Raw genomic sequence first — 1,415 nt, forward strand, 5'->3', positions numbered from 1 at the left:
CAGCGGCGATACGCTGGTAATCAGAATCTCCATGATTCGGGAACTCTTCTCGGTAGTTACTTCGGAAGCAATCAAATTTCCTGTACTCATCAAGGTAAAGAAAAAGAGAATGATTAACGCATACACTACGATGTAATTGGCGACGGTGGATGCAGCTTCTGCTTCTGTCACGGGTCCGTTGTCAGCACCAGCATCCGATGGATCGATGCTGCGCGCATTAATTTGCACCGGTGTATTCAGCTCATTCACCTGAGCATCGGTCAGTTCTACTCCCTCTAACACACTACGAATCTTCAAAGATTGGAGGGCTGCTTGCAAACCAGCCTGCAGCTCAGGCTGAATGACGTCATTTTCGGAGCTGTAGATTACAGCAGGGAACGCCGCGCCTTCTTGTGCTTCAAACTGTACATATCCTTCAATGGCACCACTCTCAATGGCTTGATTCAATTCAGTTTCATCAGCTGTTTCATACTTCACCAACTCGTAATTGGTTGTCGGCTGGCTGTTCCAAGTAGTTTCTAATTGCTCTGCCAACGCCTGCTCCTGCTGATATACAAGACCGATGCGGGTTGGTTCATCCGAAGATTTGCTGTCATCCCCCATAAACATTTGAATCAGAAATGGAATATTAATCCCGATCGTGATGATCAGCGCAAAAATCAAAGTTGAGATCAGAAAGGATTTCGTCCTTGCTTTGTTCATAAAAGTAAATCGAATTACGGTCCACATATTATTCATTGGATTCACCTACCGCCTTTATGAAGATTTGGTTGAGTGTCGGTTCTTTGACTTCAAATCGATGAATGGTGCTTTGCGACATGGCCGCATTTAGAATTTGCTGAGCAACCTCCACGTCAGAGATACGTATGGAATAGCCATCCTCCGTACGTTGAACGGAGGTAACACCTGCGATCGACTCCAGGCCCTGCACATCGTTGGAGGTGCCCAGCACAACCTCTTCGCGCGGATATCTGGACTTCACTTCCTTCAGATTGCCCTTGACAACCGTATTCGAACGATGCAGGATCGTTATGTTCTTACACAGTTCCTCGACGTGCTCCATGCGGTGCGTGGAGAACAGGATGCTCGTTCCACTATCACGCAATTCTTTGACTGTAGACTTGAGCAATTCCACGTTAACCGGATCCAGGCCGCTGAATGCCTCATCCAGGATCAAAATTTGCGGTCTATGAACGACTGCGGCGATAAAGCCCATTTTTTGCTGATTACCCTTGGACAGCTCTTCAATTTTCTTATCGTAATAATCCGGTACTTCAAAACGCTCCAACCAATATTTCAGGCTCTTGTCGGCATCCTTTGCTGACATCCCACGCAACTGGGCAAGATATGAAATCTGCTCGCTAACCTTAATCTTCGGGTACAATCCTCGTTCCTCAGGCAAGTACCCCATAATA

The 1,415-nt window shown here is 46.7% G+C and carries 2 protein-coding genes; both read right to left on the bottom strand.

Annotated features, from left to right (window positions below; all coding sequences use genetic code 11):
- The coding region (locus tag ACFRAK_RS28805; RefSeq protein WP_394573165.1) for an ABC transporter permease at positions 1–738 on the bottom strand (738 nt) is incomplete at its 3' end.
- A partial coding sequence (locus ACFRAK_RS28810; RefSeq protein WP_394573166.1) for an ABC transporter ATP-binding protein occupies positions 731–1,415 on the bottom strand: 685 nt, incomplete at its 5' end. The genes ACFRAK_RS28810 and ACFRAK_RS28805, both read right to left, overlap by 8 nt.

It is taken from the genome of Peribacillus sp. NPDC056705, from assembly GCF_043656335.1.